Source organism: Brachybacterium tyrofermentans (assembly GCF_014897585.1).
GTDB lineage: Bacteria > Actinomycetota > Actinomycetes > Actinomycetales > Dermabacteraceae > Brachybacterium > Brachybacterium tyrofermentans.
Genome location: NZ_JABUXW010000038.1, coordinates 22,251 through 29,152 on the forward strand (window position 1 = coordinate 22,251; position 6,902 = coordinate 29,152).

The following is a 6,902-nucleotide window of genomic DNA, read 5'->3' on the forward strand; positions in this document are numbered from 1 at the left end:
TCATCGGGGCCATGCGTACAACCCGGATCCTGCGCGAGATGTCCGTGGAAGCACGGGAGCTCACCGTCCCTTCGGTGCTCGAACGGGCGTCGGTCGCCGGTGCTGAGGATGCAGTCATAGCCGGTGCCGTGCCGCAGGTGGATGACTGCACACGCGGCCTGCCGGCCACCAGCGCGACGATCCGTCTCGTCCATGCTTCTGCGCTGCATCAACTGCGCGGGCTGCCACCGCTTCGCCCCTGGGGCCTCACCCGGGATCAGCGGATGGAACTGCAGGCATTGCTCGAGGCCCAACCCGACGCACTGCGCCGAGTCCTGGCCGGGCAGCTGGAACACATCGACCGATCCGTGAGCGAGGCGGTCAGCCAATTGTGGTCCGGATGGAGCCGTGATGACATGGCGGCGATGCTCGCGCTCTCCACACCCGAGCGAGACATCCCGCGGGTGCTGGCCAGCGCCGCCCTGCGACGACTGCCACGCCCGACAGCCCGCTCCGGCGATCTCGACCGGCTGCGAGCTCGCGCCCACGACGGTGTCCCGGCGCCCGCGTCCACCGCAGTCAGCCGTGTGTTCGAGGCGTATCTCGACTGCCGGGTGGAGGCCTATACGGACTTCGATCGCATTCGCCGCAGGCCTTCCGCCGCCGACGTGGCGCGACGTGAAGCGGCCCAGAACGAGCTGCCAGCTCTGCTGCAGGAGGCATCACGACGGATCGGCATCGGCCACCTGGACCTGCTCTCAGGGCTGATCGGGCTGTTCATCGAACCGTTGCCCGTGGCTGACCCCGCCTACTTCGCTCCGACCCGCTGGAGGTTCCCGGTATGACCAGCACCAAGACTCCTACCCACACTCTTCGCGACATCACGGCACGAGGCATCGGATCAGTGGCGACGACCATCAGCCGATACTTGTTGCCGTTCGCGGCAAGTGTCAGTGTGTCGTCCCTGTGGCTGGTCCTGATCTCGGCAGTGACCGAGGCGACCGGAAGCTCCCTGCTCATCTTGGCTCTCGCGGTGCTGCCCGGCGCTGTCGTCATGGGCCTCTCGTCGCGCGAGCGGAGGCACTGGTACGAGTACGTGCTGGTGTGGATCGGGTTCTTCACCGCCGTGCCGCTCTACGGCATCGTCCTGCTGATCGGCGGGTACGGGCTCGTCCTAGCCCGGGCCTGGCGACGCCGCTGGCCCCACCGCAGCCAGCACTCCGAGGACTGACGTGCGCTTCGCCGCGCTGGTCGGAGACCGGGAGCGACCCAGCCTGGAACTCACGGCACCTGCTGGGGGAGACCTCGCCGCACTCCTGCGCGTGATCGATGGAGCAACCGTCGAGGCGGGGACGGGACAGTGCAGCATCTCTGCTCCGACGATGCGGACGCTCACCCAGCTGGCAGAGGCCGGGATCGTGGTGGATGCCTTCGAGTTCCCCGAGACGCTCGCATCCCTCCAGCATCCACTGGTCGTGGACGTCGGCGACGGATCGGTGCGAGTGTTCCCGCGGCTCGCAGGCCGTGCGGACATTGCCTACGAGCTCGGGGACAGTGCGGTGTTCGACTCCGACGCGGGTTCGTTCACGGCTCCGGTGGCGGCCGTGGCCAACTGGCCTGAGCACCTGCTGCCCCTTTCCCTGCGTGGGGGCACGCCTGCTCAGGGGGCCGAGCACGAGGACGGCGCACAGCCTGGCCTTGACGTCCGGACGACCCGCCTGATCGAGGATCCGCGGACAGTCGCCGATGCAGTGCAAAACCTCGCTGGCTCCTCCGGCACGGACGGACACCAGCGCGAGATCGACTTGCTTACGGAGGCCGTCGGTGATGTGCCTGAGTGGTTCGGCATGTCCCCGTACCCATATCAGCACATCGGTGCTCTGTGCGTCGCCGCCGGCCGTCGACTCCTCGCCGACGTGCCGGGGCTGGGCAAATCCGTCCAGGCAATCCTCGCGAGCGTCCTTCTCGGCGCCCGGCGGTGGATCGTCGTGTGCCCGCCCGTAGCGCAGTCGAACTGGGCCACTGAGATCCAGCGCTGCCGCGTCCCCGAACATCTCGAGGACGCCCCGATCGCCGTGATCCGTCCGGGCCGCAAGGTCCCCGAGCTGCCGGAGACGGGGATCGTCATCGTTACCGACTCCCTGCTCGCCGCCCCCACCCGGCGACCACTGCTCGAAGATCTGAAGACCTGGTGCTCGGACGTGCTGATCTACGACGAGGGACATCGGGCGAAGAACTGGCACTCCCGCCGAGCGAAGGTCATGCGCGAGCTCGCCGCCACCGTCACGGACCGAATGGTGCTCACCGGCACCCCCGTGATGTCCAACCCTGCCGATCTGCCGTCCCTCTTGGCGATCACGGGACAGTTGAAGCCCGTCTTTGGGTCTCGAACGGCGTTCATGTCCCGCTACACCCGCACCTACGAGATCCCCATCGGCCGGCAGACCATCGAGAAGATCGTCCCGTACAAGAAGCTCCTGCCCGAGCTCGGACGGATCCTGCCCGAGCAGGTGTGGGTGCGTCGGAGAAAGGACCAGGTGCTCCCGGACCTGCCCGAGAAGCAGTACTCGACGATGATCGTCGACGTCCCCACCACCGAGTACCGCACCGCCACCCGAGAGGTCGAACAGAAGATCACCGCCTACCTGAGCGAACGGACCCGCGAGCTCGACGAGGCCCCGTCCGAGAAGGAAGTCCGTGCCTGGTGCTCGGACCAGATGGGCTGCGTATCGATGCTGCGCCGCGCTGCCGGGCTGGCGAAGATCCCGGCCGCCGCCGAGTACATCGCTGAGTGGGTGGATTCGACCAGCCACGAAGGCGACAGGCGAGGGGTCTTCGATCGCCCGCTGATCGTCTGGGGAATCCACCAGGTCGTCATGGAATCCCTCGATGTGCACCTCGACCAGCTCGGCGTTCCCCACGCTGTCATCAACGGCAGCACCTCGCTCACCCAGCGCGACAGGATCACCCGTGACTACCAGGACGGCAAGATCGCCGTGATCCTCGCGAACATCGTCGCCGCCGGCGTCGCCATCACCCTCACCCGCGGCTCCGACGCCCTCTTCGTCGAAACGGAATGGTTGCCCGACCTCGTCTCCCAAGCCGTGGATCGCCAGCACCGCATCGGGCAGAAGCGCACCGTAATGGTCACGACCATGGTCGCCCCGGGCACTCTGGACCACACCATCCAGAAGGTGCAGCGCTCCAACATCGACGTACTCGACCAGCTCATCGGCGGCACCGGCCATCAGGTGTCGGTAGAGAAGGAGGACATGTCCTCCCTCGCCATTGGTGACGTGATGTGGGAGCTCGCGCGACCGCAATGGTGTAGGTCTCGTCGCGGTACCAGGCGAAGCCACTTCAGCGTGGCATGAGTTCAGAACTCAACGGTCCCCGAGCGAGTGGACGTGTTCGGCGAGCCCCGGAGCAGTGAACGAAAGATCAGCACCCGTTACCTCACGAGCCTTCACCGAAAGCCGGTGTCCCTGAGCACGTGAGCTCGTGAGCACGTGAGTTGATCGCTGACCGATAGCCGTCTACTACTTCCCTAGCTGCGGCTCAACCCACCCAATATGAACTCACAGCGCACTGCGATGATCTCAAGATGCGGTCCATCTTCAGATAAGCCACCACGAGCGCCCACGTTGTGGCACGATCGGTACGGATCAATCTGGCATGTAGGTGACTTCCAGGAGGCATCTCTCAGCAGGACTTGTCGGATCGCACATTGGCAACAGAATCGAACCACAATCACAGGAAAGGCGTCTCAGTGCGCTCAAGTGGCATTGCGTGGATCCTGAAAGAATCTTTCAAGGCTTCCCCGGTAATTCTCTCCCTAAGCACGCTAGCGGATCTAGTTCTTGCCGCCGTGCCGGCCGCCCAAGTTGTAATTATCGCGGAAACCATTAAGACACTTTCGGACCCAACGCAGAGGACCGAAACCATTGGGCTCCTCTTAACACTTGGTATTATAGCGGGAATTTCCCCGGCTGCCGCTACAGTTGTCGACAACTTTCAGAAGCGAACTTCACAAAAACTACAGGCGAGACTAAACTCGTCGGTCGTGATGCAAGCTGCTCGCGTGCCTCCTTCTGAACTGATAAGCACTCAGATGTCAGCGACTATCGAACGTCACTCGAGGGCGATTGGTGAAGGGATAGCGTGGAGCGTACGCAACTTCATTACCGCATTCACCGGCATTTTGGCGGCAGTCGGAGTTGTTATCGCCGTGTTCTCCTTCAGCTGGATCGCGGGCCTATGCACTATAGTCGCTCTCCTTCCGCCACTAGTGCATTCACGCTACATGTCAAGAGTGTGGGAACGGGAGTGGGAGGTCGTCAGCCCACATTACGACCGAGAGCGATATCTTCGGGACATGATTGTCCGACAGCGATCAGCCACAGAATTAGGAAGTCTCGGCACTTCTGAGCGGGTAGCGCGTTCTGTGCGGTCGGAATGGACAATGATTCAGGCGATTATGGGGAAAGCCCTCCGACCTCAAACAATTGGTTCAGGAGTGAACGGACTGGTCACCTCTATACTTCTGTCTGGTGCAATGTTGGCCGTGGTCATAGGGTCCAAGTTCGACGCTTCCTCGGCGGCCGGCATCTATGGGGTTCTAGCGGCAATTACCGCCTCCTCTGGCGCCGGGATGAGCGCCGGAATCGCCCTAGAGCTAGTACCACAGATTTCCCGGCTGCGCGACTTTATTGAAGCTCCACGTGATAGTCGCGAGCGAGCCGTGGAATCTGCGGCACAGCTTCTAGTTGCCGATGACATTTACCAAAAGTATTCTGGACGGGACGAGTGGGCCGTGAACAATATATCCCTATCGGTCAAGAAAGGTGAGATTATTGCCCTTGTTGGGCCAAATGGGGCAGGGAAAACCAGTCTAGTAAACACACTTACGGGCCTAGTGGCACGACAGTCTGGTGATATCAGGATCGATGATAGACCGATCGGAAGCCTTGGCGAAGCTGACTGGCTAGCCTACTTCAGTATTCTTACTCAAGAGTTCGGCCGCTACGAACTTACCGTTCGCGAAGTGGTCTGTCTTGGATCTCCTGCGGAGGCCGTATCTGACGAGTCTGTATGGAGTGCTCTCGAAGCAGCCAATGCAGCCGGATTCGTACGGCAGCTCCCGTCGATGCTTGACCACCAGCTGGGCGAACAGTTTGGCGGCACAGGAGTCTCGGGTGGTCAGTGGCAGAGACTTGCATTGGCTCGCATCTACCTGCGTGACGCACCAATTTGGATACTCGACGAACCAACTTCCGCAATCGATGCGGAAGCTGAAGAAAGAGTTTTCTCGGAACTTGTTCGCACAAAGTCGGAGAGAATCACGATTGTTGTCTCGCATCGGGCTTGGACTCTAAGAGAGATGGATACAATTTATGTTGTGGATGACGGTCGTATTGTTGAAGCTGGCTCCCACAGTCAGCTAATAGCTAAAAACGGAAGATTTGCGGAATTGTTTGCCGCGCAGCATTCCTAATCTGAATGCCGCAGGACGTGACGTCCGCGGTGGGCTTGACCCCGCGTTGAATCCACCGGGATTCTAGTATCCCGGAACAGTTTAAGTGGTTGCATTATGGGCTCCTCGATGACGAGGGTGTAGTTGCTCGCTGCGATGTGGGCGTTTCAGTGCTGGGATAGGCGTCGAGGTTTCCCGATGATGGAAGTTCTGACGCTTGCCATCTGGATGACCTCTACATGTCTATCATTACGTTCTCGCCCCCGGCCTCGACGCCATCTGCGGTCTGCGAATGCTCAGGTACACAGGTAGCGGGCAGCGAGTCGTACTCGACCACGCTGTCCTGGAATACGGGGTTACCAAAACCGATGAATGGTGTCGTCGCTAAGGGCAGGCCGGCAAGTCGCGCAGCTCGGTGATCACGACGATCGTGGAGATCCCTTTCGTCTGCCGGCCGATGGTGCTGCAGGTCAGTGCTCTCCGCCACCATTGCGCGGCCCACTACGCGGAGTGGCGGCAGGACATTTCGAACACTTTCGTAATGCGCTGAAGCTGTCCCGGGACGCGGTCCACTGGGCGCTCGAGAGCGTGGTCATCGATAGGATGTCAATCGCTCGCGTCGCTGGAAACTTCGGCACGCCTGGCACACTGCGAAAGACGCCGTTCTCGAGCCCGGCCAGGAGTTGTAGATGAAAGACCCGCCTCGGTACGGCGGAGTTCGTGTGATCCGCCTCGGCGAGCACGTCAGGTTTTACGGGCTCTTCAGAGATGAGTGTGGGCGCGCCGGTGGTGTGGTGTAGCTGGGGATAGACGTCGAGGTCCTCGATGATGAGCGGACTCTTACCTCTGCTCGCACCAAGGACCTCGACAATGCTTAACCATAGTTGCGCATGCCCTGCCGCGCTCGATCGCTGCGACCGATGCGACCTTCTCCTGGACTTCCCCGGCCTCCATCTGGTGGCCGTCTCGAAGACCCGGGCCGGGCTGTTCCTCGAGGTCGAGTCCTGCGACCCGGTGACGGGATGTCCTGGTTGCGGGGTCATCGCCACTGGTCACGGACGGATCGTGGTTGAGGTGATCGATGCGCCCTGGGCGGGCCGGCCGGTGCGGTTCCGCTGGCGCAAACGCCGCTGGGTCTGCCTCGAGGACGATTGCGAGGTGGCCACGTTTCTCGAGCAGGACCCGGAGGTCTGCGCTCCGCGTGGCCTGCTGAGCACGCGCGCGATCCGATGGGCGATCGGTCAGCTCCGCCGTGAGGGAGCGACGATCCAGGGCCTCGCCCGGCAGCTCGGCACGACCTGGAACACGCTCTGGTCCCAGATCCAGCCCGTCTTGACCCAGGCCGCGGAGGACCCGTCGCGGTTCGAGGACGTGCAGGTCCTGGGCGTGGACGAACACATCTGGCACCACCGTGACCCGCGCCGGCGCGGGCCGAAAGCGCTCACCGGGA

Annotated in this window: 5 protein-coding genes; all 5 read left to right on the forward strand. The window is 62.3% G+C overall.

Annotated elements, in window-relative coordinates:
• The first annotated feature begins 74 nt into the window (after positions 1–74).
• Positions 75–824, forward strand: coding sequence for a hypothetical protein (locus INT49_RS19030; RefSeq protein ID WP_193119324.1), 750 nt, complete (start codon positions 75–77; stop codon positions 822–824).
• A 110-nt stretch (positions 825–934) separates the two neighbouring features.
• On the forward strand, positions 935–1,210 hold the full coding sequence (locus tag INT49_RS19035) for a hypothetical protein (protein ID WP_193119325.1): 276 nt from the start codon (positions 935–937) through the stop codon (positions 1,208–1,210).
• 1 nt (position 1,211) lies between these two features.
• Positions 1,212–3,353 (forward strand): DEAD/DEAH box helicase, encoded by a 2,142-nt coding sequence (locus tag INT49_RS19040; RefSeq protein WP_193119326.1) that lies wholly within the window; start codon positions 1,212–1,214, stop codon positions 3,351–3,353.
• A gap of 1,001 nt (positions 3,354–4,354) precedes the next feature.
• Positions 4,355–5,473, forward strand: a complete 1,119-nt coding sequence (locus INT49_RS19045) for an ATP-binding cassette domain-containing protein (RefSeq protein WP_193119327.1) — start codon at positions 4,355–4,357, stop codon at positions 5,471–5,473.
• Positions 5,474–6,322: 849 nt separating this feature from the next.
• Positions 6,323–6,902: transposase family protein (locus INT49_RS19050; RefSeq protein WP_193119328.1), on the forward strand; the 580-nt coding region annotated here is incomplete at its 3' end.

What these genes read in the sequence shown, in the direction of transcription:
- INT49_RS19045 (WP_193119327.1), top strand. Translation starts at nt 4,355, where the DNA reads ATGATTGTCCGACAGCGATCAGCCACAGAATTAGGAAGTCTCGGCACT.